The following is a 25,149-nucleotide window of genomic DNA, read 5'->3' on the forward strand; positions in this document are numbered from 1 at the left end:
ACAATTTGTCAATAGCGATGCCGCCTCCACAGCACGCTGCCCCAGGTCCACACCGTGTCGGCGAGGAAGACGTAGCACCAGATCCGGCTCACGTCGCGCAGCCAGTGCCCGGTGGAGTTCACGAACCAGTTGACGTCGTGCGGCCCGCCGAACACCGCCTCGACCGGCCAGCCGTAGCCGAGCAACGCGAACACCGTCTGCGCGAGCACGAACACACCCACGTGCACGCACCAGTTGCGCAGGCCGGAGCCCTTGGACTCCTTGGATTCCTCGGGCTCCGGTTCCGGCTCCGGCTCTGGCTCCGGTTCCGGCTCCGGCTCCGGTTCCGGCTCCGGCTCGGCCGGGTACTCCACCACCCCGAGCGCACGCACCGCGGGTCGCACCAGCGCCGCGCCCGCCAGCAGCAGCGCCCCCGCGCCGATGCAGGCGATCTGCCACCCGCTGCCCGCCGAGTACAGCAGCCCCGCCGTGAACGTGCCGACGGTCGCACCCAGCAGCGTCGCGCTCTCGTAGATGCCCATCCCGCGCCCGAGGCTCACCCCCGCCGCCTCGGCCACTATCGACTGCTGCACCGGGATCGCCGCCGCGAACGCCACGGCCGAAAGCACCCACATCCCCGCGAGCACGAACGGGTTCGGCGCGAACGACAACCCCGCCGCGAACGCAGCGCTGCACACGAGAGCCACCGACAGCACCCGTGTCCGGCCCATCCGGCGCACGATGCGGTGCAGGTAGTCGGGCAGCGTGCTGTAGACGATGAACCCCGGCAGGAACACCGCCGCGATCTCCCCCAGTTCCAGCTGATGCCCACGCTGCAGGTGCAGCAACAACAGCAACGCCACGCCCGCCTCGGCCAGCGCCGTCAGCGCCACGAGCCCGAGTACCGGCCGCATGCGCCTGCCGAGCTCGGTGAGCTTCGGCGCCCGCTCCCCGGCTGCCGGGCGCCGCCCCGACGGCACCAGCAGCACCGCGGCGGCCACAGCGCAAGCGGCCGCGCCGAGCCAGAACACACCCCGGTAGTCGATGCGCGACACGAGCGTCATCGCGACGACGAACGCGATCCACGTACCGGCGCCCTCCGCGGCGAACAGCTTGCTGAACACCCCGCTGTCGTCGGCGAGGCCCTCGCCGACCCGCGCTCGCAACGCGACCCAGAACAGCGCTCCGCCCGCGCCACCGAGCACGGCCGCCCCGAACGCCGGGCCGATTCCCGGCGTCACCGCGTACCCGGCGAACGACAGTCCATAGAGGACGGCACCGAGCGCGGCGAGCCTGCCGCGGTCGAACCGGTCGGCCAGCACCCCCGAGACCGGCCGCACCAGGAGCGACACGAGCGTCTCGAGCGCGGTCAGCGCACCGACCTGCGCCGGCGTCGCCCCGAGCGCGCTGCCGGCCCACAGCGGCAGGAAGAAGTCGAGCACCTCCACCGGCCCACGCGCGAGCGCCGCCGCGAGCTCGTTCTGTCCCCTGCGCCGCTTCGCGGCCTCGGTCGCCACCATCAGACCCCCCTTCCCGACAGCGAGCGTAGAAACGGACCCGACGCGTTGCGTCATCCTTTCGACGGACACCCGGTTCCACCGCCCGGTCGTCCCGCCGTCCCAGCGGAAGCGGCCATGATCGAGAACGTGAACGCGGTTGAGGTGCACGGGCTGCGCAAGGACTACGCCGGCGTGAGCGCCGTGGCGGGGATCGACCTCGACATCAGGCGGGGCGAGATCTTCGCCCTGCTCGGCCCCAACGGCGCGGGCAAGACCACCACGGTGGAGATCCTCGAGGGGCATCGAAGGAGGACCAGCGGGGAGGTCCGTGTGCTCGGCGAGGATCCCGGCCGCGCTGGAGGGGCGTGGCGGGCGCGGATCGGCATCGTGCTGCAGACAGCCTCCGACGCGGCCGAGCTGACCGTCGCGGAGAGCCTGCGGCACTTCGCCGGGTACTACCCGCACCCGCGCGACCCCGGCGAAGTCGTGCACCTCGTCGGACTGGAGGAGAAGGCGGGCTCGCGCATCCGCACGCTGTCCGGCGGTCAGCGCCGCAGGCTTGACGTGGCGCTCGGCATCATCGGCAGGCCGGAGTTGCTGTTCCTCGACGAACCGACCACCGGCTTCGACCCCGAGGTCCGGCGCCGGTTCTGGGCGCTGATCGAGCGGCTCGCCGCCGACGGCACCACGATCCTGCTCACCACGCACTACCTCGACGAGGCCGAGGCGCTCGCCGACCGCGTCGCGGTGCTCGCGGGCGGGCGCGTGGTAGCCGAGGGCACTCCGGCCACGCTCGGCGGGAGGGCCGAGGCGGAGGCCGTCGTCCGCTGGACCGACGCCGAGGGCGTGCACGAACGGCGCACGCAGCGGCCGACCACGCTCGTCAACGAGCTCTCCGCTGGGGGTGGGGAGCTCGCCGGGCTGACGATCACGCGGCCGAGCCTGGAGGACACCTACCTGGAGCTGATCGGGGAGCGCTCATGACCGCGGTGACCGCTCGCGGCGCCCTCGCCATCGGGCTCGCGCGAGGCGCCGTGGAGCTCAGGCAGTTCTTCCGGCAGAAGGAGACCGTGGTCTTCACGTTCTCGCTGCCCGTGCTGCTGCTGGTGCTGCTCGGGTCGGTGTTCGGGGACGTCTACCCCGAGACCGGTCTGCCAGCGAGCCAGCTCTTCGCCGCGGGCATGATCGGCGCGGGGATCATCTCCACGTCGTTCGTGAGCATGGGCATCGGTGTCGCGCTCGACCGCGAGGACGGCACGCTGAAACGCCTGCGCGGCACGCCGATGCCCGCGCTGTCGTACTTCCTCGGCAAGATGGTCCTGGTCGCGGTGTCGAGCCTCGCGCAGGCGGCCCTCATGCTGGCGATAGCCGTGTGGTTGTTCGACCTCACGCTGCCCACGGCGCCGGGGAAGTGGCTGACCTTCGCGTGGATCTTCGTGCTCGGGGTCACCGGCTGCGCCGCGCTGGGCGTGGCGGCCAGCTCGCTGGCTCGCTCGGTGAACGGCGCCGCCGCCGGGATGAACATCGTCTACCTCGCGCTGCAGTTCATCTCGGGCGTTTTCATCACGCCCGTGTCGGCCCTGCCCGCGGCTATGGTGAGCGTGTCGTCGTTCTTCCCGGTCAAGTGGATGTGCCAGGGCCTGCGCTCGGTGTTCCTGCCGGAGGAGGCGGCCCGATACGAGATGGCGGGGCAATGGGAACTCGGACTGACGGCGCTGGTGCTGGGCGCCTGGTGCGTGGCGGGGCTGCTGCTGTGCCGGCTGGTGTTCCGGTGGACCAACCGCCGCGAGTAGGCTTCGAGGCGCTGGTCACCCGCGGGATGCTGCGGTACTGGGAGCTGTTCTACCTCCTGGTCTACACCGGCGCGATCGTCACCGTGTGGGTGCAGCGCGACGACCCCACGTGGGCCAAGGGGGCTTCGACCGCGCTGCTCGTCGCGCTGGGTGCCTGGTACCTCGGGCACCGGCCGCACCACGACGGCCATCCCGAGCTGCCCGCCGGTGTCGCGCTGCGCTGGCTCGCCGGTGAGCTCGTGCTGTTCCTCGGGGCCATCGCGTTCGTCGGCGACGCGGCCTGGGTGACGCCAGCCGTGATCTCGCAGACGTTCTGGCTGCTGCCGCCGCGCTTCGCGGCGCCGGCCGTGGTGGCGTTCAGCTTCGCGCCCGTGGCGCGCGACGGGCTGCTCAGCGACGACTCCTTCGGCACGGTGGTGCGTGAGCTCGGCCCGTCGGCGGCGGTGTTCTGCGTGATGGGCCTGCTGCTCGGCTACATCATCACCAAGCTGGGAGAGCAGAACGAGCGGCAGGCGCAGCTGATCGCCTCGCTCGAGGCAAGCCGCGCCGAGGTGGCCCGGCTCTCGCACGAGGCGGGCACCTCGGCCGAACGCGACCGGCTGGCCAGGGAGATCCACGACACGCTCGCGCAGGGGTTCACCAGCATCGTCGCGCTCACCCAGGCCGCCGAGTCCGAACTGGACACCGACCCGCCCGCCGCGCGCAGGCACCTCGAACTGGCCACCACGACGGCGAGGGAGAACCTCGCCGAGGCCCGCGCGATGGTCACGGCGCTCACCCCGTCGGCCCTGCATGCCGGTTCGCTCACCGACGCCGTCCGCCGCCAGGTGGAGCGTTTCGGCGAGGAGACCGGCATGGGCACGGCATGTGAGATCGAACCGCTGCCTCGCCTGGTCACCGCCGTGGAGGTGGTGCTCCTGCGCGCGACACAGGAGGCGCTCGCGAACGTGCGCAAGCACGCGGACGCCACGGCGGTGACGGTTCGTTTGTCCACTACGGACTCTGGTGTCCGGCTGGCGGTCACCGACGACGGCGCGGGGTTCCGGCAGGGAGCGGCCGAGGGCTTCGGGCTGCGCGGCATGCGGGCGCGGGCAGAGGACGCGGGCGGCACCCTGAGCATCCACACCGGACGCGGGGAGGGGACCACGGTGGAGCTGGAGGTACCCGCGTGATCCGGATCGTGCTGGTGGACGACCACCCGGTGGTCCGTGAGGGCCTGCGCGGGATGCTGGAGGCGGAGGCCGATCTCACCGTGGTGGGCGAGGCGAGCTCCGGCGACGAGGCCGTCGCGCTCGACCGCGTCAAGGAACCCGACGTGATCCTCATGGACCTGCGCATGCCGGGGCTCGACGGGGTCGGCGCGATCAGGGCGATCCTCGCGACCACGCCGGGGCGACGGATCGTGGTGCTCACGACCTACGAGACCGACGCCGACATCCTGCGTGCCGTGGAGGCCGGGGCGGCGGGCTACCTGCTCAAGGACGCCTCGCGCACCGAGCTCGCGGAGGCGGTAAGGGCGGCGGCGCGAGGCGAGACCGTGCTGGCGCCGTCGGTGGCGGGACGGCTGATGAACCAGGTGCGCGCTCCCGCCGCCCAGCCCCTGTCCCCGCGTGAGCAGGAGGTGCTGCGACTGGTCGCGAAGGGCGGCACCAACGCCGACATCGGCAGGGCGCTGCACATCAGCGAGGCCACCGTGAAGACGCATCTGCTGCGGGTGTTCAACAAGCTCGACGTGTCCGACCGGACCGCCGCGGTGACCACCGCGATGGAACGGGGCCTGCTCACCTAGCCGCCCACCCAACCGCAGTGAAGGTGGCCTTCACTGCGGGCTGGCTAACATGGCCGCCATGCTCCCTACCACCGAACTCGTCCTCCTCCGCCGGATCGCGACCGAGCAGGTGAGCGGCCGCGCACCGTCGCTGGCCGCCGCGGTGGTCCGGGACGGCGAGATCGTGTGGTCGGGCGCGCGTGGCGCCGTCGACGGAACGCCGCCCGACAACGCGACGCAGTACCGCATCGGCTCGATCACCAAGTCGCTCGTCGCCACCGTGGTGCTCCGGCTGCGCGACGAGGGCAGGCTCGACCTCGCCGACCCGCTCGACAAGCACGTGCCCGGCACGAGCTTCGGCGGGTCGACCATCGCCCAGCTGCTCTCGCACACCAGCGGACTCACCTCCGAGTCGCCCGGCGCGTGGTGGGAGCGCTCGCCCGGCGGCACGTGGACCGACCTGAGCGCGAGCCTCACTGCGGAGGAGGTCAAACACCGGCCCGGCCGCCGATTCCACTACTCCAACGTCGGGTACGGCACGCTCGGCGAGCTGGTCGCCAGGCTGCGCGGCACGAGCTGGCTCGACGCGCTACGCGCCGAGGTGCTCGAACCGCTCGGCATGACCAACACGACGGCGGCCCCCAGCGGCAGGCACGCGGAGGGCTGCGCGGTGCACCCCTTCGCCGACGTCGTGCTGCCCGAGCCCGCGTACGACGCCGGGGCCATGGCGCCGGCGGGACAGCTGTGGTCGTGTCTCGACGACCTCGCGAGCTTCACGGCGTTCGTCGGCGGACGCACCGGCGACGTGCTGAGCCAGGACACCGTGGCCGAGATGCGCGAGGTGGCGACGGTCGACGACGGCGACGTGTGGAACGCGGGCTACGGACTCGGCCTCCAGCTCGTCCGCGTGAACGGCAAGCGGCTGGCCGGGCACACCGGGTCGATGCCCGGCTTCCTGGCGTGCACGCTGATCGACCCGGCCACCCAGACCGGCGCGGTCGCCTTCGCCAACACCACCGCGGGCGTCGGCATCCTCTCCCTCGTCACCGACCTCATCTCGATCGCCGACGACTACGAGCCGCCGTTGCCCGCCGAGTGGAAGCCCGCCGACATCGACCGCTCGCTGCTGCCGCTCACCGGGCTCTGGCACTGGGGCCCGGCGCCGTACCACTTGCGTGTGCTGGGCAACGGCTGGCTCGACCTGGTACCGGCGACCGGCGCGGGCCGCGCCTCGCGGTTCCGGCCGCTCGGCGAGGACCGCTGGCTCGGCCTCGACGGCTACTACGCGGGCGAGACCCTCACGGTCGGCAGGGCCTCCGACGGCACGCCGACCCACCTCGACCTGGCGACGTTCGTGTTCACGCGCACCCCATACGACCCATCGGCACCGGTGCCCGGCGGCGTGGACGAGGCCGGCTGGCGGGCGTGAAAGACTACGGGCATGACCGAAGCCGCTGAGTTGACCCTTCCCGCAGAGCTCAAGCCCTCCGACGGCCGGTTCGGGTGCGGACCGTCCAAGGTTCGCCAGGAGCAGCTCGCCAACCTCGCCAAAGAGGGTGCGAACGTCCTCGGCACCTCCCATCGGCAGAAGCCGGTCAAGTCCCTCGTCGGCAGAGTGCGCGCCGGCCTGACCGACCTGTTCGGCCTGCCCGAGGGCTACGAGGTGGTGCTCGGCAACGGTGGCACGACGGCGTTCTGGGACGCGGCCGCCTTCGGTCTGGTGCGCGAGCGGGCACAGCACTTCACCTACGGTGAGTTCTCCTCGAAGTTCGCGACCGTGACGAACAAGGCGCCGTTCCTCGGCGAGTCGATCGTCGTCAAGGGCGAGCCAGGCAGCGCGCCCGAGATCGCCTACCAGCAGGGCGCCGACCTCGTCGGCTGGGCGCACAACGAGACCTCGACGGGTGTGGCCGTTCCGGTGCGGCGGCCAGAGGGTAGCGAGGGCGCGCTCGTCGCGATCGACGCGACGTCGGGCGCGGGCGGCCTGCCGGTGAAGGCCGAGGACTTCGACGTCTACTACTTCGCGCCGCAGAAGTCGTTCGCCTCGGACGGCGGGCTGTGGATCGCGCTGATGTCCCCCGCCGCGATCGAGCGCGTCGGCGAGATCGGCTCCTCCGACCGCTGGGTGCCGGAGTTCCTTTCGCTGCCCACCGCGCTGGACAACTCGCGCAAGGACCAGACGTACAACACGCCCGCCGTGGCGACGCTGTTCCTGCTCGTCGACCAGATCGAGTGGATGCTGGCGAACGGCGGACTCGACTGGACCACCTCGCGCACAAGGGAATCCTCCGGCCGCCTGTACGAGTGGGCCGAGAAGACGAGCTACACGACGCCGTTCGTGAGCGACCCCTCGCTTCGCTCGCAGGTCGTCGGCACCGTCGACTTCTCCGACGACATCGACGCGGCCCTCGTGGCGAAGACGTTGCGCGCCAACGGGATCGTGGACGTTGAGCCGTACCGGAAGCTCGGCCGCAACCAGCTGCGCGTCGGCATGTTCCCCGCCATCGAGCCGGACGACATCACCGCGCTGACCAAGTGCGTCGACTGGGTCGTCGAGCAGCTCGCCAAGTAGGCGATCCCCTTGCAGTGAAGGCCACCATCCCTGCGGTCAACGCAGTGAAGGTGGCCTTCACTGCGTCTGTGGGCCTTTCGCCGGGCCGGAAATCACTGAGATGGATGTGCGCGGGACTCGGCGCGCCTCGCCGGTCAAGGCGACGCGCCGTTCTACCGTGGACACCTATCACGGTGAACGCGCTATGGGAGGCGGGAATGCGAACGCTACGGGTGGTGGGGCTACACGAGGACGGTAAGTCCATCGTGTGCGAAGACCCGGCACGCCGCGAGCGTTTCCTGCTGCCTGCGGACGAACGGCTGCGCGCGGCCGCCCGCGGCGACATCACCCGCCTCGGCCAGATCGAGATCGAGCTGGAGAGCCACATGCGACCACGCGAAATTCAGGCCCGGATCAGGGCGGGCGAGTCGGTGGAGCAGGTCGCCAGCACCGCCGGAGTGCCGCTCCAGCGCGTCGAGCGCTTCGCCTACCCGGTGCTGCTGGAGCGATCCCGCACCGCCGAACTCGCTCAGCAGGCACACCCCGTGCGCGAGGACGGCCCCGACGTGCAGACGCTCGGCGAGGTCGTCGCGTACTCCTTCGGCGTGCGCGGGCAGGACTACTCACAGGCGACGTGGGATTCGTGGCGCGGCGACGACGGCAGGTGGGTCGTCGGGCTGCAGTGGATGGCGGGCCGGTCGGAGAACCGGGCGCACTGGGCGTTCTCCCCCGGCGCGCACGGCGGCACGGTGACCGCGATCGACGAGCTCGCCGAGGCACTCCTGGACCCGAACTCCTACCGCGTGCCGAGGGCCGTGGACCGGCCGGACGACGACGAGCAGCCCACGCTCGACTACCGGGCGGACGCGGGGGCGAAGGTCATCGAGGCGCCGATCCCGGAGCCGAGCGACGACGACACCACGGAGATGCCGCGCGTCGCGGCCGAGGACCCGGACGCGCTGCTGCCGGAACCCGAGCCGCAGGCCCGCCCGGCGAAGCCGAAGCGGAAGAAGAACCACCCCGCGGTGCCTGCGTGGGAGGACGTCCTGCTCGGCGTCCGCAGCCAGCGGGGGTAACGACGCCAAAAGCACCCAAGGCCACCTTTGTCGCGCTGAACGCAACAAAGGTGGCCTTGGGGAGCTTCAGGCGATCAGCTGTTCTTCGGGCTGGCCCACTTGACCTTGGGCAGCATGTTCTCCATGTTCACCCGGTGCTTGTTCTCCTCGACGATGGGGAACAGCGACTCGATGAGCGTGTCGGAGAGCAGGTGCGGCTTGAGGCCGAGCTCGATCAGACCGGTGTGCTTGACGTTGTAGTAGTGCTCCGCCAGCTCCCAGCGGGGGTTCTCCAGGTAGTCGATCTGAACCGGACCGGGGAAGGTCTCGGCCACCAGCTCGGCGACCCCCTTGACCGAGAAGCTCTCGGTCATCTGGTTGAACACGCGGAACTCACCGCGGTCGGCCGGGTTCTCAACCGCGAGGCGCAGGCACTCGACGGTGTCGCGGATGTCCAGCATGCCGCGAGTCTGGCCGCCCTTGCCGTACACGGTGAGCGGCTGGCCGAGCACGGCCTGGATCACGAAGCGGTTCAGCACGGTGCCGAACACGGCGTCGTAGTCGAGGCGGGTCGCCAGGCGCGGGTCGCGGACCGTCTGCTCGGTCTGCTGCCCGTACACCACGCCCTGGTTGAGGTCGGTGGCGCGCATACCCCAGATCCGGCAGCCGAACTCGATGTTGTGCGAGTCGTGCACCTTGGACAGGTGGTAGAACGAGCCCGGCTTCTTCGGGTAGAGCATCCGGTCCTTGCGACCGTTGTGCTCGATCTCGATCCAACCCTCTTCGATGTCGATGTTCGGCGTGCCGTACTCACCCATCGTCCCGAGCTTCACCAGGTGGATCTCGGGGTTGATCTCGGCGATGGCGTACATGACGTTGAGGTTGCCGACAACGTTGTTGTACTGCGTGTAGACCGCGTGCTCACGGTCGATCATCGAGTACGGTGCCGCCCGCTGCTCGGCAAAGTGGACGATCGCGTCCGGCTGGAACTCGCGGACCATCTGGTACACGAAGTCCGCGTCGACAAGGTCACCCACGTACATGGGCATCTCCTTGCCGGAAACTTCCTTCCACGCCGCTACACGGACGCTCAGGTCCTCGATGGCTACCAGGCTCTGGGAGCCCAGCTCTTCATCATACTTCCTGCGGGCGAAGTTATCGGCCACAGCAACCTCATGGCCACGGTCCGAGAGGTGAAGCGCCGTCGGCCACCCCAGATATCCGTCACCACCGAGAACGAGGACTCGCACGACTCGACTTCCTCCAGATCGTTACCTGACCGTGTACCGGATTTGATCTCCGGCACCCCCGGTCTCTTGTCCGGTCCACCTTGTCTTAATAACGGGCTGACATCAACCCGCGGTAAGAATAAGGACGCTGTTGCCACCACCCGAAAGGCGGTTGGCACAATGGGGTGTGTGAGCACCGTAACCGCAACCGCGCCCAAGCCGCCGCAGCCGCACGCTGGCCAGCCGCGGTTCTTCGCTCGCCTGGTCAGGGCGGGTGCCAGCTCCGTGCTGGCCACCGCGGCCAGCCAAGTCACCCTGATCGGACTGCTGTGGTGGGGCGCGAGCCCGACGGCCGCGAGCGCGGTCGCCTTCGTGGCGGGCGCGATCCCCAACTGGTTCGTCGCACGGCGCTGGGCCTGGGGACGCAAGGGCAAGCCCGACTTCAAGCGGGAACTGCTGCCCTACCTGGTCGTGATCGGCCTCGGCGCGGTCGCCTCGGTCGGCCTCACCACGATCGCCGGCATGATCACCGAACCGCTCGAGATCTCCGGCTTCACCCGCATCGTCGTGCTCGACGTCGCCTACCTGAGCAGCTACGCGATCGTCTTCGCGTTCAAGTTCGCGCTGCTCGACCGGCTCGTCTACCACCGCGGCAATGTCCCAGCGACCGCGTCGCAGTAAAAAGCGCCTCAGTTCAACGAGAACGGCCCCAGGCTCCAATCCGGAGCCTGGGGCCGTTCTTCTTGTTACGTCTGCGAGCGGGACGCTCAGGCGGTTTCGCGTGCGTCCGTGGCCGTCCGCACCGGCCGGGGCGCCGCGGCTCGCCGCTTGCCGCCCCTCAGCACGTACTCGCGCAGCCACGTCCCGGTCATCACCCTGGCGTAGTTGGCGCCGTACTTGAGGCTGCGGCCCTTCTTGCTCTGGCCGTTGTTGCGCAGGTGCATCGTCATCGGCACCTCGAGCACGCGCGCGCCCCTGGCCATCACGCCGAGCAACAACTCGGACGACTGATACTGCGGTTCACGCAGTGTTACCGCAGTGGCCAATTCCGCGGTCATCGCACGGAACCCGAAGGAAGTGTCCGTTATCTTCCGCATTGTCAGAATTGAGGCGAGAACGGCGAAAACGCGAACGCCGAGCCAGCGGACCCTGCTGTCGTACTGTCCCGTGCCGAGCCTGCGGGAGCCCGTCACGAAGTCGGCGCTGCCGTCGAGCAGCGGCTTGACGAGCATCGGCATCTCGGCGTTGTCGTACTGACCGTCGGCGTCGGTGGTGACGATGTACTTGGCGCCGTACTCGGCGGCGAGGTGGTAGCCGAGCCGCAGCGCGCCACCCTGGCCGCGGTTGCGCGGGGCGACGCACACGTACGCGCCGTTGTCCTCGGCCACCTCGGCGGTGTTGTCGGTCGCGCCGTCCACCACGACCAGCGTGGAGACCGAGAGGTCGCCGCAGTGCGTCGGCATGTTCCGCAGCACCGGACCGATGCCCTTGGCCTCGTTGTAGGCGGCGATCACCACGACGAGCGGGGTCAGCGGCGCCTCGCCGTACCGGGCCCGGAAGTCGGCGACGGCGCCGTCGTCGACCTCGTCGGGGTAGTCGGCCATTTTCGGCCTGCGGCCCCCGGAACCCGGATCACGCTTGGCGAGCCCGAACATCGCGGCGAGGCCGAGCGCGCCGCCGAGGGGCAGCAGCACCAGTGCCGGCAGCTGGTAACGCCACGAGAACTCGAACGCGGCGGAGCCGAGCAGGACGATGAGCCCGCTGCCGGTGGCGAGGAACGCCGCGGCGCGCAGGCCCGACCTGCGGGCCTTGCCGACGCCGAGCGCGCCGAGCAGGCCCAGCACCCCGGCGAGGGCCAGTACGGGGCCCCACGTGTAGCCGCCGCCCAGCTGGTAGTCCCGGAGGAAGGCGGCGAGCTCGACGTTCACGCTCGGCAGCACGCCGTCGTAGGCAAGCGTCGTCGCGTTGTAGATTTGCACGCTTTCTGCCCCAATGTCGTGATACGGGTAGATTGTCTGGAATTGCCAGCGCTCGACTGGCACGTCGTTGGGGGCCGTCGTCTTGACCGGCGCGAAGTTCTTCGAGAAGTCATGAAGGATAGCCGTCACGAAATCGACAGGTTGATTCCGGATGACCGTCCACGCGAACTCGTCGGCCAGCTCCTCTTTGGTGCGGTCGTCGGGCAGCGGCACGTAGGGCCAGTTCGGGTCCCCGTACCGGAAATGCGTGTAGTAGTCGATGCTGAGCCGCTCGTCCAGCGGCTCGGGAGGACAGAAGATCAACAGACCCGCGTCACCGGTGGGCAGCTCACTGCAGTCGGCGATCGCCGCGGTGCGCCCGTAGAGGACGTTGCCCTGCGCCCCGGTCAGACCCCACCGGCCGGCCTGCGAATTGAAGTACGCGGCGTACGCGACCAGCGGGATCAGGAACCCGAGCGCGCCCGCGAGGGTCCGGACGCCGATGCGTTTCCAGCCCGCGCGGCTACGCCACGCGCCACCAGCCAGCACCAGGTACAGCGCCATCGGCAACACGACCGTGATGCCGATGGTCCGCGTGAGCACCGCGGCGGCGACCAGCACGCCGGCCAGCGCCACCCGCCACCACCTCGGCTCGCCGCGCGAGAGCAACACCCAGAGCGCGCCGACGAGGAGGGCCTGGAACCACACCTCCGACATGACGTTCTCTTCGATCTGGAGCTGGTAGGCGTCCAGGAGCACCGGCGCCGCCACGATCGCGGCGAGCCACGTGCGGGAGGTGTAGCGGCGGGTGAGCGAGTACAGCGCCAGCGCGATGAGCACACCCACGACGTGCTGCACGGCCGCGACGAACCCGAACCCGCCGAGCGACAGCAGCCCCTTGAGGACCACCGTGTAGCCGAGCGGGTTCAGATCGGTCGGCCGCAGCGCCTCGAGGTTGTCGAGGTAGCGGAACGTGTCGATGTAGAGCAGCGCGGGCTGGTACGCGAGCCACGTCAGCACACGGAGGGTGATGCCGCCCGCGAGCAGGAGGAGCAGAAGCCAGTGGCGGCGCAGGAACCCGGTCACTCAGCGCACTTTCTGCCTGTCGTGGTCGAGGAAGTACTGCCAGGTGGCAGCCAGGCCGGCCTTGAGGTCGTAGGCGGGCGTGTAGCCGATGGTGTCGGCGCTGCGCGAGATGTCGACGACCACGGCGGGCATCTCCCCGCCCGGCGCCGGCACGTGCTCGACCGGGATCGGGCAGCCGGTGACCTCCCGAACCGTCTCGATGAGGTCGAGCACGGACACGGACCGGCCCGCGCCGACGATCGCCCTGCCGACGTGACCGGAGTCGAAGGCGAGCAGGATGCCGCGCACGACGTCGTCGAGGAACACCAGGTCGCGCCGCTGCTCACCGGTGCCGTAGACCTTCACACCCGATTCGGTCAGCGCGGCCCGCATGAGGCGCGGCACGAAGCTGTCCTTGTGTGACATCCCGGGCCCGTAGACGTTGGTGAAGCGCAGCGCGCACGTGGTCATGCCGTAGGCGCCCGCGTAACCCGACATGAGCATCTCGCAGGCCGCCTTGGTGGCGCCGTACGGGGTGAGCGGGGCAAGCGCGAGGTCCTCGGTGATCGTGCTGGTGCCCACGTCGCCGACCACGGCGTTCGTGGAGGCCAGGATGAACTTCGGGACGCCGTGCATCCGCGCGAGCTCGAGCAGCTCGTGGGTGATCGCGACGTTCTCCGAGTACGTCTTGGCGGGCATCTCCCTGGACTTCAGCACCGAGGTGATGGCCGCGAGGTGGACGATGCCGTCCGTGCCTGGCAGGATGGCCCGCTCCCGGATGGCGGGGTCTGCGAGATCGCCCTGGATGTGCGTGACGCCCTCGTCCTCGACGGTCCCCGGTTGACGGTCGACGACCGTGACGCGGGCACCGCGCTGGCGAAACGCCGCCACCAGAGCGCGCCCGATGAAGCCGCTACCGCCCGTAACCACGACATTGCACACGTCTGGTGTGATCGACGAAGCCATGGCCGCCAAACTACCTGTCGCCCGAATGGAGCCTTTCAGGGTGTTCCATATTACGTTGCCGACCTGGAGAAACCCGCTATTGGTCCAACTGGGCCACTAACCCCTTCGGAGCAACTTCCCGGTAGGCGTCGGTGACGAGTTCGGCGATCTCCGCCCAGTCGACGGTCACGTCCAGCCACACCCCGAGCCACCCCCGGTGGCCGACGTAGGGCGGCCGGAAGAACCGGCCGGGATCCTGCGCGACGAGCGCCTCCTGCGTGCCCGGCTGCGCGGCGCACCAGAACGCCACGCGGTCGTCGTGGTGGTGGTCGGCGTAGGTGACGAACGTCTTGCGGTCCCGCACGAACCACGTCGGCTCGCCGTGGCTGAGCCGCTCCGTGGTCTCCGGCAGCGACAGGCAGATGGCCCGCAGCCGTTCCAACGGATCCGTCATGTCCGGATTGTGCCCCTCAGAACACGATGATCAGTACCCCGATCCAGGACAACGCGACGCCGGACGCGACGCCGAGCACCACCCAGCGCACGATCGGCAGCCTGCGCCCCAGCCACAGCGACGGCGCGAGGCCCGCGCTGACCACGAGCGCGGCCACCAGGCCGACCCACTCGGTCGTCTCCGTGGCGAGCGTGCTCACCAGCGCCAGCATCGCCACGATCACGAAGACACCGAGGAACACGGCCACGATGAGGCCCGTGCCCCACGGAGTCCGCTCGTCGACACCCGGCCGTGAGCCGATCAGCCGTGTGAGCCGGGAAGCCCGGGGGGCCACCGGCTCGCGCTCGGGAGCGGGCACCACGAGCGTCCGGTCGGTCACCGGGTCCCAGTAGCTCACCGAGACGCCCAGCGACTCCGCGACACGGCCGGCGAGCTGCCTGCCCCGGCGCGACACCACGTCACCGCCCTCGCCGCTGCCCGTCCTGCGCACGGCGGAGGCCACGCGTGCCCACTCGTGCAGCGCGTCGGCGAGGTCGGCGTCGAGCGCGAGCGAACGCGGGTCGACCTCGTGCGCGTTCACTCCACCCGCCAGCATCGCCCGGTCGCCCCGTACCCGGAGCTCCACCTCGGCGCCCCCCGCCACCTCAACCCCGCCCTGTCACCTCGTAGAACGCCACGGCCGCCGCGGTGGCGATGTTGAGCGAGTCCACCCCGCTCGCCATCGGGATCCGCACGGCCAGGTCGGCCGAGGCGAGCGCCTGTTCCGAGAGGCCGTGCCCCTCGGAGCCCAGCATGAGCGCCACCCGCTCGCCCGCGACCGACGGCAGTTTAGTGAGTTCGACCGCGTCGGGCCTCGGGGTCAGCGCCGCGACCCGGAAGCCGTGGTCGCGCACGATGTCGAGCGCGCCGGGCCAGTCGTCGAGACCGGTGAAGGGCACCCGCAGCACGTGCCCCATCGACACGCGCACGCTGCGCCGGTACAGCGGATCGGCGCAGCCGGGGCCGAGCAGCACGCCGTCGACGCCCAGCGCGGCGGCGTTGCGGAACAGCGAGCCGAGGTTCTCGTGGTCGCCGACGCCCTCCAGCACGGCGAGCACGCGCGCCCCGGCGAGGATCTCCTCGAGCGGCGGCCGCGGCACGCGGTCGGCGACGGCGAGCACGCCCCGGTTGAGGTGGAAGCCCACGACGTTCGCCATCGTGTCCGCCGACGTGACGTACGCGGGCGCGGTGACATCCGCGAGGTCCTCGGCAAGCTCGGCGAAGCGCCGTTCGACGCCGAGCAGCGCCCGCACCCGGTACCGGGACTCGATGAGCCTGCGGACGACGACGGTGCCCTCGGCGATCACGAGACCGCGGCCGCCGGGCCGGTCGGGCCTGCGGTCGGCGGTCGTGAGATCACGGAACTCGTCGAGCCGTCCGTCGGCGGGATCCTCGAGGTAGATCAACGGCGCCACCTGCCGAGTCTCCCATCCGCCGCACGCCGAGGCGTCGGTGCTCCGAATGCTGGGTACTTCTCTGGTGCGAACAGGTGTTGCTTGCGCTCCGTTAGCAGGAGGTGACGGACGGCACTAGTTTGGCCGCTAGCTCCGGCCCCCCTCATATGCCAACGTTTTCGCCTGGCAGGGACAACGCCGGGGCGTTTCGGGGAGCCGTGGCCGAGGTTGAAAAGGGATACGCCATGGGCAAGGACGTGTCACCGGACTCCTTCAACCCACGGGACAGGGGGCGATACCGCCGCAAGATGCAGCGCTGTCTCGACACCCTGGCGCGGATGCTCGCGGACGGCAGTTTCTCCTTTCCCCGCAAGCACATCGGGCTCGAGGTGGAGCTGAACCTCGTCGACGCGGCGATGCGGCCGTCGATGTCGAACGCCGCCCTGCTCGAAGCACTCGACGACCCGTCGTTCACCACGGAGCTCTCGCAGCACAACCTGGAGCTCAACGTGCCGCCGCGGCCGCTGGACGGCGACTCCGCGCTGCAGCTGGAGGACGACCTGCACGCCTACCTCGGCATGGCGAACGCCAAGGCGGAGGAGACGGGCGCGCACCTCGCCGTGATCGGCATCCTGCCGACGCTGAGCAACGAGCACTTCGACCAGAAATGGCTCACCAACAGCGCCCGCTACTCCTTGCTCAACGACCGGATCCTCGCCGCCCGCGGCGAGCACACGCTGCTCTCACTGGAGGGCACCGGGCTGCCGGGGCAGCAGCCGGAGCGGCTGCGCACCTACGCCGAGTCGATCCTGCCCGAGGCGGCGTGCACGTCGGTCCAGCTGCACCTGCAGGTGGCGCCCGAGGAGTTCGCCGCGCACTGGAACGCCGCGCAGTGCCTGGCCGGCGTGCAGGTGGCGCTCGGCGCGAACTCTCCGTTCCTACTCGGCAAGGCGCTGTGGCAGGAGACGCGCATCCCGCTGTTCCTCCAGGCCACCGACACGCGCCCGGAGGAGCTGAAGAACCAGGGCGTGCGGCCGAGGGTGTGGTTCGGCGAACGCTGGATCACGTCCATTTTCGACCTTTTCGAGGAGAACGTCCGCTACTTCCCAGGGCTGCTGCCGGAGACCGACGAGGAAGAGCCGATGGAGGCGCTGGAGTCGGGGCTCGCACCGAAGCTCTCCGAGCTGCGCCTGCACAACGGCACCGTGTGGCGGTGGAACCGGCCGGTGTACGACGTCGTGGACGGCAAGCCGCACCTGCGCGTCGAGAACCGGGTGCTGCCGGCGGGCCCGACGGTGCTCGACATGATGGCCAACGCGGCGTTCTTCTACGGCGCGCAGCGGGCTCTGGCGGAGCAGGAGCGGCCCGTGTGGACACAGATGTCGTTCCAGGCGGCGGAGGAGAACCTGTACGCGGGAGCCCGCAACGGCTTCGACGCGCAGCTCTACTGGCCCGGCAACGGCTGGCTGCCGCCCGACGAGCTGGCGCTGCGCGTCCTGCTCCCCCTCGCCCGCGAGGGGCTGCGCAACTCGGACGTCTCGGACGCCGCGGCCGACCGCTATCTCGGGGTGATCGAACGTCGCTGCGTCACCAAGCGGACGGGCGCGGCGTGGCAGCGGGAGACCGTCGCGAACGCGCAGGCCAGGGGGATGGACCGGGACACGGCGCTGGCCACCATGCTGGCGAGGTACCTCGAGCTGGCGAAAGCGGGCGAGCCCGTGCACGCCTGGCCGGTAACCTGACCCTTCACGGGAGGTGCGCGGATGCCCAAGATCATCGGTGGCTCGCTGCACGAGCATCGCGAGCAGGTCCGCACGAGGGTGTTCGACGCGCTGCGCAACCAGCTCTACGAGCGCGGGTTCGACGCGATCACGCTCGCGGGCGTGGCCGCGGAGGCCGGCGTCGGCCGCACGGCGATCTACAACCACTTCCCCGACAAGGAGCACCTGCTCGTCGCGTTCGTCGAGCAGGAGGCCGCTCAGTACGTGACGCGACTGAGCGAGGCGGTGGCCGCGGCGCCGGACCCGGTTGAGAAGCTCGCGACGTTCGTCCGGCTGCAGCTGCGTTCGCTCGCCGACCACCACCTGCCGCCGGGCAGCACGCTGGCGTCCGCGCTCGCGCCGTCGTCGTACCGCCGGATCGCCGCGCACGCCGACCCGATCACCGAAGAGCTGCGCGGGATCCTGGCGGAGGGCGTGGCGAGCGGGGTGTTCCCGGAGCAGGACCCCGCGATCGTCGTTCCCATGATCACCGCGGCGCTCGGCGCGCGGCAGGTGGTGGACGTTCCACCGGAGGAGCTCGAGGCCGCCATCGGCACCGCGTTGGCGTTCATCCTGCGCGCGGTCGGAGTAAAACCCGCCGGTAGCCCGAAATAAGGGTAGCCTAACTACGGAGTTTCGCCTACGCTCGTTCTGACAACGTGTCAGAACGAGGAGGGCGTGATGACGGTGACGGCGTTCTCGCAGACACTGCGCGAGTCCACGAAGCAGGTGCACGACCGCGCGCACGGCTCGGTCTACATGGGCGCCCTGCTCGACGGAGCGCTGAGCCTCGAGGGCTACACCCGGCTCGCCGCGCAGTACTACTTCATCTACTCGACTCTCGAAGCGGCGTCCGACGCGATGGCCGACGATCCGGTCGGCGCGCCGTTCGTGATCGACGAGCTGCGCCGCACCCCCGCACTGGTGGCCGACCTCGAGTTCCTCGCGGGCCCGAACTGGCGGGCCGAGATCGAGCCCGTGCCCGCGACCGAGGAGTACGTGCGCAGGCTGCGCTCGGTCGCGTTCGACTGGGCGGGCGGCTACGTCGCGCACCACTACACGCGCTACCTCGGCGACCTCGCGGGCGGCCAGGTGGTCGGCTCCCTGCTCAAGCGCACCTACGGCGTCACCGGCCCCGGCGCGCTGTTCTACGACTTCGCCACGCTCGGCAGCCCGTCGGTGTTCCGCAAGCGCTACCGCGCGCTGCTGGACGGGGCACCCTGGGACGAGGCCGAGCGCCAGCGCGTCGTGGACGAGACGCTGATGGCCTTCGAGCTCAACATCGCCGTGCTGGCCGACCTCGCCCGCACGATCGAGGACCACCGGGCCGCGTGAGCGTCGTAACACCCTCTTGACCTCCAGTTAGCTCGACATAGCAAGGTCAACTGGCAGCGGCCCGGTTAGCCAGCGAATCGGCTGGCTACTAGGTTTGCAACCTGAAGGACTTGTGTCGAAAGCACGGAAGAAGGAGGGCTAATGCCCACGTACGAGCTCCCCGATCTCGACTACGACTACGGCGCCCTCGAGCCGCACATCTCGGGTGAGATCAACGAACTGCACCACAGCAAGCACCACCAGACGTACGTGAACGGCGCGAACCAGACCCTCGAGAAGCTCGCCGCCGCGCGGGACGCCAACGACTTCGGCTCGATCGTCGGCCTCGAGACCACGCTCGCGTTCAACCTCGCCGGTCACGCCAACCACGTCGTGTGGTGGAAGATCCTGTCGCCGAACGGTGGCGACAAGCCGACCGGCGAGCTCGCCGCGGCGATCGACGACGCGTTCGGCTCCTTTGACAAGTTCAAGGCGCAGTTCACCGCCGTCTGCACCACGATCCAGGGCAACGGCTGGGGCGCGCTGTCGTGGGACCCGATCGGCAAGACGCTGATCACCCAGCAGCTGCGCGACCACCACAACAACCTGATCCTGCCGACCACGCCGATCCTGCTGGTCGACGTGTGGGAGCACGCGTTCTACCTGCAGTACAAGAACGTGAAGCCGGACTACGTCAACGCCCTGTGGAACGTCTTCGACTGGGCCGAGATCGGCAAGCGCTTCGAGGACGCCAAGGCCGGCCGCAACGGCCTGCTCCTCCCCTGACCCAGGGTTAGCACCACCTGCAGTGAAGGCCACCTTCACTGCGTTCAACGCAGTGAAGGTGGCCTTCACTGCGTGCGGGGTGGATACAGGTGCGGACAGGAACGGGGCCCCGGGTCGGTGTTACCGACCCGGGGCCCCGCCGTTCCCGAACTGACTGCCGCTCCCACCACGAAGCGGACATGTATGAGGTTAGCCTAACCTCATCCCGGTACGCAAGGGGGTCCGTCGCGCACGGTAGAGGACCACCGCGCACACCACCACCGCGAGCGCAGCGATCGCCCCGCCGAGGTAGAACGGCGAGCGCCCGCCGAACGTCTCGGCCATCCAGCCCGTCATCGGCCCGCCGACGGGGTTGCCCCCCATCAACACCAGCACGTACAGGCCCATCACGCGGCCCCGCATCTGCGGGCTGACCGACGTCTGCACAAGCGCGTTGGCCGTGTTGAGGAATGTGATCGTCGCGAACCCCAGCGGCACCAGCGCGAGACCGAACGTCAGGTACGTCGGCATGAACGCCGTCCCGAACTCGATCGCCCCGAGCGCGAACGCCGACAGCAGCAGCACCCGCACGCTCGGCTTGCGCCTGCTGCCCCTGCGCGCCGAGGCCAGCGCGCCCGTGAAGGTGCCGACCGCGAGCAGCGTGGAGAGCATGCCGTAACCGTCGGCCTCGGTCCCGAAGACGTTGCCCGCCACGATCGCCAGTGACGTGAAGAACGTGATGCCGAACGTGCTCACGAAGAACACGAGCACCATCACCGTCATGAGATCCGAACGTCCGCGCACGTAGCGAAGGCCCTCGCGAAGCTGCCCCTTCCCGCGCTCGACCGCCGGTCCCCGGAAGAGCTGGTCGGCCTTCATGAGCGCGAGCCCGGCGATCACGGCGAGGGTGCTCACCGCGTTGGCGACGAACAGCCAGCCGGTGCCGACAGCCACGATCGCGAACCCGGCGATGGCGGGCCCGACGATCCTGGCCATGTTGAAGATCGACGAGTTGAGCGCCACGGCGTTGGCGACCTGGTTCTTGCCGACCATCTCGGCGACGAACGACTGCCGCGTCGGCACCTCGAGCGCCGAGAGGATGCCGAGCACGAAGCACAGCAGGTACACGTGCCACAGCACGGCAACGTCGGTGAGCACCAGCACGCCGAGCACGGCGGCCTGCACGAGCGTGCCCGCCTGAATGGCGATGAGCAGCTTGCGCTTGTCGACACGGTCGGCGAGCACCCCGGCCCACAGCGACAGGAGCAGCGTGGGCGTGAACTGCAGTGCGACCGCGATGCCGAGCGCGACCGGGTCGTAGCCGCTCAGCGTGAACACGAGCCAGTCCTGCGCGATTCGCTGCATCCACGTGCCGACGTTGGAGATGATCTGGCCGGAGAAGAACAGCCGGTAGTTGCGCACTCGCAGGGACGCGAACATGCCGCTGCGCGGTTTGTCCGGTCGGGCGGCTACGGCTGATGGCGTAACGGGTTCGGGAACAGATGTCTGAGCTGCGCTACCCGTGATGCTCACGCCGTGTTGTCGCCTCCCGCGACGAGGGTGGGGGCGTCAGCCGTGGCCCGCCATCCTGTCGATGATCTCGGCGGCTCTGGAGAGCACTTCGCGCTCCTCGCCGCTCAGTTCCGCTAGTTTTCCGTCCAGCCAGGCCTCACGCGCGGAGATCGTCGCGTGCACGTACTCGAGCCCCTTGTCGGTGATCGCCACGATCGCCTGGCGGCCATCGGTGGGATGCGGCGTGCGCTCGACGTAGGCCAGTTCTTCGAGCGCCGCGATCACCCGCGTCATCGACGGAGGCTGCACGCCTTCCTTCGCGGCCAGCTGACCCGGGGTCATCGCGCCGCACTTGTGCAAAGTGGACAGCGCGGAGATCTGGGTCAGCGAGAGGTCCTCGCTGGTTCGCTGTGCCCGTAGCCTGCGGTTCAACCGCACGACCGAGAGCCGCAGGTGGCTCGCCAGCGACCGGTCGTGGGCAGGGTCGGACACATGCTTAGCATACCTTACGATCTGGCCGGACCTGCGTCGATGGTGAGCAAGGCAACGACTGTCACCCGATCAGCCGCTGGACGTCGGAGTACGAGGGCGCCGCGAGGGCCGGTTCGGAACCGTCGCGGATCGCCACGGCGGTGTCGACCGTGGCCCCCAGCGCCGTGCGGAACAGCAGCGAGCCGGTGCTGACGCGCCGCACCCCCAGCTGGCCCAGCTCCGCCACCGAAGGGCCGCCGGGCAGGTAGAGCACGTTGAGCGGCAGGTCGACGCCCTCGGCCACGGCCGCGATGTCCGGCAGCCTCCCCGGCACGAAGATCCCGTCGGCCCCGGCGTCGGCGTACCGCCGCGCGCGGTCGAGCGTGGGCGCGAGCGAACCGGTGTCGACACCGAGCCAGTAGGTGTCCACACGGGCGTTGACGAACAGCCCGGGCACCCGGTCCTTGATCGCCGTGATCAACCCGGCCTGCGCGCCCGGATCGGCGAGTGTGCCCTCACCCCGCCCGTCCTCGATGTTGACGCCCACGACGCCCGCTTCGGCCAGCTCCAGAGCCAGCTCGGCGACCTCGCCGGCGTCGTCGCTGAACCCGCCCTCGACGTCCACCGTGAGCAGGCACGGCAGCTGCGTCAGCCGCCGCGCCAGTACCACGGTCTGCTCGCGGGTGCGGCCCTCGCCGTCGGGTAGACCGTGCGCGGCGGCGACGCCGAGGCTCGTCGTGCCGATCGCGGGGCAACCCGCCGCGACCAGCGCGGCGGCGCCGGCGTGGTCCCAGGCGTTGGGCAGCAACAGCGGCTCAGCGCCGTGGTGCAGGTCGTAAAAGGCGGCGAAGTCGGCGGTGCTCATGGCATTCACGGTAGGAGCGGGACTCTTCGGTGTGGGCCGAACCGTCGGCGGCGGAGAATCGTGGCCATGGCCCGCTCGTCCGAACTCGCCGCGTTGGCCCGGCTGCTCGGCGACGACACGCGCGCCCGGTTCTGCCTCGCGCTGCTCGACGGGCGCGCGTGGACGGCCGGTGAGCTGGCCACGCTCGCGGGCGTCAGCGCGTCCACGGCGAGCGAGCACCTCGGCAAGCTGGTCGCGGGAGGGCTGCTCGTCGAGCGCAGGCAGGGCAGGCACCGCTACGTCCAGCTCGCTGGGCCGAGGGTCGCCGAGCTGCTCGAAGGGCTCGTCGCACACCTCGAACCTGCGCCGGAGCGCCCGGCGTCGCTGCGCACGTCGCGGGTTTCGGCCGCGCTCGCGCGGGGCCGAACGTGTTACGACCACCTCGCGGGCAGGCTGGGCGTGGCGATCACCGACGCGCTCGCCGCGCGTGGCCTGCTCGACACGACGGCCGGGTTCGCACTGACCAGCGACGGCGTGGACTGGCTGACCGGCCCGCTCGGCATCTCGCCCGAGGACCTGCGGAGCAGCCGCAGACCGCTCGCGAAGGCGTGCCTCGACTGGACCGAGCGCCGCTCGCACCTGGCCGGCCTCGCGGGCGCCCGGATCTGCGACCGCCTGCTGGCCACGGGCTGGATCAAGCGCATCGGCACCCACCGCGCGGTGACCGTCACCCCGGCCGGCACCGAAGCCCTGCGAACCCTGCTGGACCTGGACCTCACCCAACTGCAGTGAAGGCCACCTTCACTGCGTCGAACCAACACAGCGGCGCGCAGCGTCTCCGTTTGGGCGGCGGCGGGAGACGGGCGGGCGCAGGCATGGTGGCCTTCACTGCAGTTGGGCGCAGGCATGGTGGCCTTCACTGCGTTGGGCAACGGCCTCAGCTGAGCGCGGCCTGGATCGGGCCGATCGCGAAGTAGACGACGAACGCGACCGAGACGATCCACATCAGCGGGTGGACCGTGCGTGCCCGGCCCGTCGCGGCCTGGAGTACCACGTAGCTCACGAACCCGGCGCCGATGCCGTTGGCGATCGAGTACGTGAACGGCATGACCACGATCGTCAGGAAGGCGGGCAGCGCGACGGTGAAGTCCCGGAAGTCGATCTCGGTGATCTGCCTGATCATCAGCGCACCGACAACCACGAGCGCGGGCGCCGCCGCCTCGATGGGCACCACCTCGTAGAGCGGCGTGAAGAACATCGCGGCAATGAACAGCAGGCCGGTCACCACGTTCGCCAGGCCCGTGCGGGCCCCCTCTGCGATACCGGCGGCCGACTCGACGTAGACGGTGTTCGAGCTCGCCGAGGCCGCCCCACCGGCGACGGCGCCGAGCGAGTCGACGAACAGGCCCTTGCCGACGTTGGGCAGCTGGCCGTCCTTGTCGGCGAGCCCGGCCTCGCGGCCGAGCCCGGTCATGGTGCCGATCGTGTCGAAGAAGTCGGTGAGCACCAGGCTGAACACCAGCAGCGCGGCGGTGATCGCCGGGACCTGCACCCAGGCGTCGAAGTTCACCTCGCCGAGCAGCGAGAGGTCAGGGATGCCGAAGACCTCGCCGGGCAGCGCCGGGTAGCCGAGGTTCCAGCCCGTGGCGACCTCACCGTTCGAGGGTCCCGCGTTCACGATCGCCTCGACGACGATCGCCAGCACCGTGCCGAACAGCACGCCCAGCAGGATCGCGCCCTTGATGTTGCGCGCCACCAGGATCGCCATGACCACGAGCGTCACCACGAAGACGGCCGTGGGCCACGACGCGATGGACCCGTTGATGCCGAGCTGCACCGGCGTGCCAGAGCCCGGCGTGACGAACCCGGCGTCCACGAGGCCGATCAGCGCGATGAACAGGCCGATTCCGACGGCGATGCCGACCTTGAGCTGCGGCGGCACCGCGTTGAACACCATCTTGCGCACGCCGGTGATCACGAGCAGCAGCACGACGAGTCCGTTGACGAGCACGAGCCCCATCGCGGCGGCCCAGGTCATCTGTGGCGCGATCGTGTACGCCACGAGCGCGTTGATGCCGAGCCCCGCCGCCAGCGCGAACGGGAAGTTCGCGACGACGCCCATCAGGATCGTCAGCACCCCTGCGACGAGCGCCGTGACGGCCGCGACCTGCGGGACACCGAGGATGGCCCCCGTCGAGTCCGTCTTCGCGCCCGGCCCCTCGGCGCTGAAGCTGCCGAGGATGAGCGGGTTGAGCACGATGATGTAGGCCATCGTCACGAACGTGACCAGTCCGCCGCGCACCTCTCTGCCGACCGTAGAGCCGCGCTCGCTGATCTTGAAGAAGCGGTCGAGCGGCTTCGTCGTCGGCTTCTCGGTGCTCGTCCGTGCCATCGTCACCTGCCTTCAGTCGTACCGGCAGCGGTAGCCTGTCCCACGTGGACGAAGCCAGCAACTCCCCGGGTGTTACAGGTCAGTTTCGCCCGCCGCCGGACCTGCCGAAGGTGCTGGTGGGTCTATGGGCGCCGGTGATCACAGGGACAGTGATCTGGCTCATCGCGTTCGCGGCGATGCTGATCGCCGGCGTCGACGGTGACTGGCTGTGGACCACGCTGGCGGGCGCTGGCCTCGGCTGCGTCGGTTTCGTCATCATCGCCTGGCAGTCGGCGGCCTCCCGCCGCGGCTCCCGTGGAGCCCAGCGCGTCCTCTGACCACCCGCAGTGAAGGCCACCTTCACTGCGTTGAACGCAGTGAAG

Annotated in this window: 25 protein-coding genes; 14 read left to right on the forward strand and 11 right to left on the reverse strand. The window is 70.0% G+C overall.

Translation table 11 applies throughout. The features are described from left to right. Positions 1 to 8: 8 nt before the first annotated feature. Entirely contained in the window at positions 9 to 1,499 is a 1,491-nt protein-coding gene (locus tag FCN18_RS21895) for an MFS transporter (RefSeq protein ID WP_137095987.1), read from the reverse strand. 114 nt (positions 1,500 to 1,613) lie between these two features. Between FCN18_RS21895 and FCN18_RS21900 the strand changes: the two genes are divergently transcribed. The 7 genes from FCN18_RS21900 to sepH all read left to right on the forward strand — a co-directional run bounded on the left by FCN18_RS21900 (position 1,614) and on the right by sepH (position 8,666). Beyond that, positions 1,614 to 2,462 (forward strand): ABC transporter ATP-binding protein, encoded by an 849-nt coding sequence (locus FCN18_RS21900; protein ID WP_137095988.1) that lies wholly within the window; start codon positions 1,614 to 1,616, stop codon positions 2,460 to 2,462. After that, positions 2,459 to 3,271, forward strand: coding sequence for an ABC transporter permease (locus FCN18_RS21905; RefSeq protein WP_137095989.1), 813 nt, complete (start codon positions 2,459 to 2,461; stop codon positions 3,269 to 3,271). Before FCN18_RS21900 ends, FCN18_RS21905 begins: the two co-directional genes overlap by 4 nt. Beyond that, positions 3,250 to 4,443, forward strand: a complete 1,194-nt coding sequence (locus tag FCN18_RS39830) for a sensor histidine kinase (protein WP_228714076.1) — start codon at positions 3,250 to 3,252, stop codon at positions 4,441 to 4,443. Before FCN18_RS21905 ends, FCN18_RS39830 begins: the two co-directional genes overlap by 22 nt. Further along, complete coding sequence (locus FCN18_RS21915; protein WP_137095990.1) at positions 4,440 to 5,060, forward strand: response regulator; 621 nt, start codon at positions 4,440 to 4,442, stop codon at positions 5,058 to 5,060. The genes FCN18_RS39830 and FCN18_RS21915 overlap by 4 nt, the downstream gene beginning before the upstream one ends. A 58-nt stretch (positions 5,061 to 5,118) precedes the next feature. After that, the gene (locus FCN18_RS21920) at positions 5,119 to 6,468 is read left to right on the forward strand and encodes a serine hydrolase domain-containing protein (RefSeq protein WP_112264706.1); all 1,350 of its coding nucleotides are present in this window, start codon (positions 5,119 to 5,121) and stop codon (positions 6,466 to 6,468) included. 12 nt (positions 6,469 to 6,480) lie between these two features. Then, positions 6,481 to 7,611 (forward strand): phosphoserine transaminase, encoded by a 1,131-nt coding sequence (gene serC, locus FCN18_RS21925; RefSeq protein WP_137095991.1) that lies wholly within the window; start codon positions 6,481 to 6,483, stop codon positions 7,609 to 7,611. Between the two features lie 197 nt (positions 7,612 to 7,808). Further along, positions 7,809 to 8,666 carry a septation protein SepH gene (sepH, locus tag FCN18_RS21930; protein WP_137095992.1) on the forward strand — a complete coding sequence of 286 codons (858 nt, stop codon included), beginning with the start codon at positions 7,809 to 7,811 and terminating at the stop codon, positions 8,664 to 8,666. 74 nt (positions 8,667 to 8,740) lie between these two features. Here the strand turns inward: sepH and FCN18_RS21935 are convergent, their stop codons facing one another. Beyond that, positions 8,741 to 9,895, reverse strand: coding sequence for an NAD-dependent epimerase/dehydratase family protein (locus FCN18_RS21935; protein WP_112264426.1), 1,155 nt, complete (start codon positions 9,893 to 9,895; stop codon positions 8,741 to 8,743). Positions 9,896 to 10,054: 159 nt separating this feature from the next. On the opposite strand from FCN18_RS21935, the gene FCN18_RS21940 reads away from it, so the two are divergent. Further along, complete coding sequence (locus tag FCN18_RS21940) at positions 10,055 to 10,555, forward strand: GtrA family protein (protein WP_112264427.1); 501 nt, start codon at positions 10,055 to 10,057, stop codon at positions 10,553 to 10,555. A gap of 86 nt (positions 10,556 to 10,641) precedes the next feature. Here the strand turns inward: FCN18_RS21940 and FCN18_RS21945 are convergent, their stop codons facing one another. The 5 genes from FCN18_RS21945 to FCN18_RS21965 all read right to left on the reverse strand — a co-directional run bounded on the left by FCN18_RS21945 (position 10,642) and on the right by FCN18_RS21965 (position 15,750). Then, a complete protein-coding gene (locus FCN18_RS21945) occupies positions 10,642 to 12,918 on the reverse strand; it encodes a glycosyltransferase family 2 protein (protein WP_137095993.1) in 2,277 nt (758 codons plus the stop codon). Next, positions 12,919 to 13,863, reverse strand: a complete 945-nt coding sequence (locus FCN18_RS21950; RefSeq protein ID WP_112264429.1) for an NAD-dependent epimerase/dehydratase family protein — start codon at positions 13,861 to 13,863, stop codon at positions 12,919 to 12,921. 76 nt (positions 13,864 to 13,939) lie between these two features. After that, the gene (locus tag FCN18_RS21955) at positions 13,940 to 14,296 is read right to left on the reverse strand and encodes an MmcQ/YjbR family DNA-binding protein (RefSeq protein ID WP_112264431.1); all 357 of its coding nucleotides are present in this window, start codon (positions 14,294 to 14,296) and stop codon (positions 13,940 to 13,942) included. Positions 14,297 to 14,312: 16 nt separating this feature from the next. Beyond that, the gene (locus FCN18_RS21960) at positions 14,313 to 14,921 is read right to left on the reverse strand and encodes a DUF2537 domain-containing protein (RefSeq protein ID WP_112264707.1); all 609 of its coding nucleotides are present in this window, start codon (positions 14,919 to 14,921) and stop codon (positions 14,313 to 14,315) included. A 19-nt stretch (positions 14,922 to 14,940) separates the two neighbouring features. Beyond that, entirely contained in the window at positions 14,941 to 15,750 is an 810-nt protein-coding gene (locus FCN18_RS21965; RefSeq protein WP_112264433.1) for a TrmH family RNA methyltransferase, read from the reverse strand. Between the two features lie 224 nt (positions 15,751 to 15,974). Here FCN18_RS21965 and FCN18_RS21970 point away from each other — a divergent pair, with 224 nt between their 5' ends. From FCN18_RS21970 to FCN18_RS21985, 4 genes are all read left to right on the forward strand, one after another. Continuing rightward, positions 15,975 to 17,471: a glutamate--cysteine ligase family protein gene (locus tag FCN18_RS21970; RefSeq protein ID WP_137096029.1), complete on the forward strand. Its 1,497-nt coding sequence runs from the start codon at positions 15,975 to 15,977 to the stop codon at positions 17,469 to 17,471. A gap of 21 nt (positions 17,472 to 17,492) precedes the next feature. Continuing rightward, a complete protein-coding gene (locus tag FCN18_RS21975; RefSeq protein WP_112264437.1) occupies positions 17,493 to 18,104 on the forward strand; it encodes a TetR/AcrR family transcriptional regulator in 612 nt (203 codons plus the stop codon). Between the two features lie 66 nt (positions 18,105 to 18,170). Beyond that, the gene (locus FCN18_RS21980) at positions 18,171 to 18,824 is read left to right on the forward strand and encodes a biliverdin-producing heme oxygenase (protein ID WP_112264439.1); all 654 of its coding nucleotides are present in this window, start codon (positions 18,171 to 18,173) and stop codon (positions 18,822 to 18,824) included. 141 nt (positions 18,825 to 18,965) lie between these two features. After that, positions 18,966 to 19,589, forward strand: a complete 624-nt coding sequence (locus FCN18_RS21985) for a superoxide dismutase (RefSeq protein WP_112264441.1) — start codon at positions 18,966 to 18,968, stop codon at positions 19,587 to 19,589. A 189-nt stretch (positions 19,590 to 19,778) separates the two neighbouring features. Here FCN18_RS21985 and FCN18_RS21990 read toward each other — a convergent pair whose 3' ends face one another. From FCN18_RS21990 to FCN18_RS22000, 3 genes are all read right to left on the reverse strand, one after another. Beyond that, positions 19,779 to 21,101 (reverse strand): MFS transporter, encoded by a 1,323-nt coding sequence (locus FCN18_RS21990; RefSeq protein WP_228714077.1) that lies wholly within the window; start codon positions 21,099 to 21,101, stop codon positions 19,779 to 19,781. A gap of 36 nt (positions 21,102 to 21,137) precedes the next feature. Then, positions 21,138 to 21,572, reverse strand: coding sequence for a MarR family winged helix-turn-helix transcriptional regulator (locus FCN18_RS21995; RefSeq protein ID WP_137095995.1), 435 nt, complete (start codon positions 21,570 to 21,572; stop codon positions 21,138 to 21,140). A gap of 61 nt (positions 21,573 to 21,633) precedes the next feature. Beyond that, positions 21,634 to 22,416: an isocitrate lyase/PEP mutase family protein gene (locus FCN18_RS22000; RefSeq protein WP_137095996.1), complete on the reverse strand. Its 783-nt coding sequence runs from the start codon at positions 22,414 to 22,416 to the stop codon at positions 21,634 to 21,636. A 66-nt stretch (positions 22,417 to 22,482) separates the two neighbouring features. On the opposite strand from FCN18_RS22000, the gene FCN18_RS22005 reads away from it, so the two are divergent. Continuing rightward, the gene (locus tag FCN18_RS22005) at positions 22,483 to 23,187 is read left to right on the forward strand and encodes an ArsR/SmtB family transcription factor (RefSeq protein WP_137095997.1); all 705 of its coding nucleotides are present in this window, start codon (positions 22,483 to 22,485) and stop codon (positions 23,185 to 23,187) included. A gap of 145 nt (positions 23,188 to 23,332) precedes the next feature. Here FCN18_RS22005 and FCN18_RS22010 read toward each other — a convergent pair whose 3' ends face one another. After that, complete coding sequence (locus FCN18_RS22010; RefSeq protein WP_112264450.1) at positions 23,333 to 24,787, reverse strand: NCS2 family permease; 1,455 nt, start codon at positions 24,785 to 24,787, stop codon at positions 23,333 to 23,335. Positions 24,788 to 24,831: 44 nt separating this feature from the next. Between FCN18_RS22010 and FCN18_RS22015 the strand changes: the two genes are divergently transcribed. Further along, entirely contained in the window at positions 24,832 to 25,104 is a 273-nt protein-coding gene (locus FCN18_RS22015) for a DUF2530 domain-containing protein (RefSeq protein ID WP_228714078.1), read from the forward strand. Positions 25,105 to 25,149: the final 45 nt, after the last annotated feature.

The organism is Prauserella endophytica, from assembly GCF_005146945.1.
Classification (GTDB): domain Bacteria; phylum Actinomycetota; class Actinomycetes; order Mycobacteriales; family Pseudonocardiaceae; genus Prauserella_A; species Prauserella_A endophytica.

Coding starts and splice junctions, on each gene's coding strand:
- FCN18_RS21895 (WP_137095987.1), bottom strand. CDS start 1,499: ATGGTGGCGACCGAGGCCGCGAAGCGGCGCAGGGGACAGAACGAGCTC.
- FCN18_RS21900 (WP_137095988.1), top strand. CDS start 1,614: ATGATCGAGAACGTGAACGCGGTTGAGGTGCACGGGCTGCGCAAGGAC.
- FCN18_RS21905 (WP_137095989.1), top strand. CDS start 2,459: ATGACCGCGGTGACCGCTCGCGGCGCCCTCGCCATCGGGCTCGCGCGA.
- FCN18_RS21920 (WP_112264706.1), top strand. CDS start 5,119: ATGCTCCCTACCACCGAACTCGTCCTCCTCCGCCGGATCGCGACCGAG.
- serC (WP_137095991.1), top strand. CDS start 6,481: ATGACCGAAGCCGCTGAGTTGACCCTTCCCGCAGAGCTCAAGCCCTCC.
- sepH (WP_137095992.1), top strand. CDS start 7,809: ATGCGAACGCTACGGGTGGTGGGGCTACACGAGGACGGTAAGTCCATC.
- FCN18_RS21940 (WP_112264427.1), top strand. CDS start 10,055: ATGGGGTGTGTGAGCACCGTAACCGCAACCGCGCCCAAGCCGCCGCAG.
- FCN18_RS21950 (WP_112264429.1), bottom strand. CDS start 13,863: ATGGCTTCGTCGATCACACCAGACGTGTGCAATGTCGTGGTTACGGGC.
- FCN18_RS21955 (WP_112264431.1), bottom strand. CDS start 14,296: ATGACGGATCCGTTGGAACGGCTGCGGGCCATCTGCCTGTCGCTGCCG.
- FCN18_RS21970 (WP_137096029.1), top strand. CDS start 15,975: ATGGGCAAGGACGTGTCACCGGACTCCTTCAACCCACGGGACAGGGGG.
- FCN18_RS21975 (WP_112264437.1), top strand. CDS start 17,493: ATGCCCAAGATCATCGGTGGCTCGCTGCACGAGCATCGCGAGCAGGTC.
- FCN18_RS21980 (WP_112264439.1), top strand. CDS start 18,171: ATGACGGTGACGGCGTTCTCGCAGACACTGCGCGAGTCCACGAAGCAG.
- FCN18_RS21985 (WP_112264441.1), top strand. CDS start 18,966: ATGCCCACGTACGAGCTCCCCGATCTCGACTACGACTACGGCGCCCTC.
- FCN18_RS22000 (WP_137095996.1), bottom strand. CDS start 22,416: ATGAGCACCGCCGACTTCGCCGCCTTTTACGACCTGCACCACGGCGCT.
- FCN18_RS22005 (WP_137095997.1), top strand. CDS start 22,483: ATGGCCCGCTCGTCCGAACTCGCCGCGTTGGCCCGGCTGCTCGGCGAC.
- FCN18_RS22010 (WP_112264450.1), bottom strand. CDS start 24,787: ATGGCACGGACGAGCACCGAGAAGCCGACGACGAAGCCGCTCGACCGC.